Raw genomic sequence first — 244 nt, forward strand, 5'->3', positions numbered from 1 at the left:
CCCTGGCCCGCGCCCTGCGCGCTGCCGGTATTGGCCGCGAATCCATCGTGCCGGTATGCATGCAGCGCTCGGTGGACATGGTGGTGGCCCTGCTCGGCGTGGTGCATGCCGGTGCCGCCTGGTTGCCGCTGGATCCGGAACTGCCGGCAGCACGCCTGGCGTTCCTGATCAACGATGCCGACGCGCAAATCACCCTGACTCAGCCCCAGTGGCTGTCGCACTTGCCCGCAGGCCATCCAGCCTG

At 68.9% G+C, this 244-nt stretch carries 1 protein-coding gene; it reads left to right on the forward strand.

The window, feature by feature from the left end:
• Positions 1–244, forward strand: a 244-nt coding sequence (locus ACW9IB_RS29560; protein WP_457416873.1) for an AMP-binding protein, incomplete at both ends; no start/stop codon positions are given.

The organism is Pseudomonas sp. SDO524_S393, assembly GCF_054071875.1.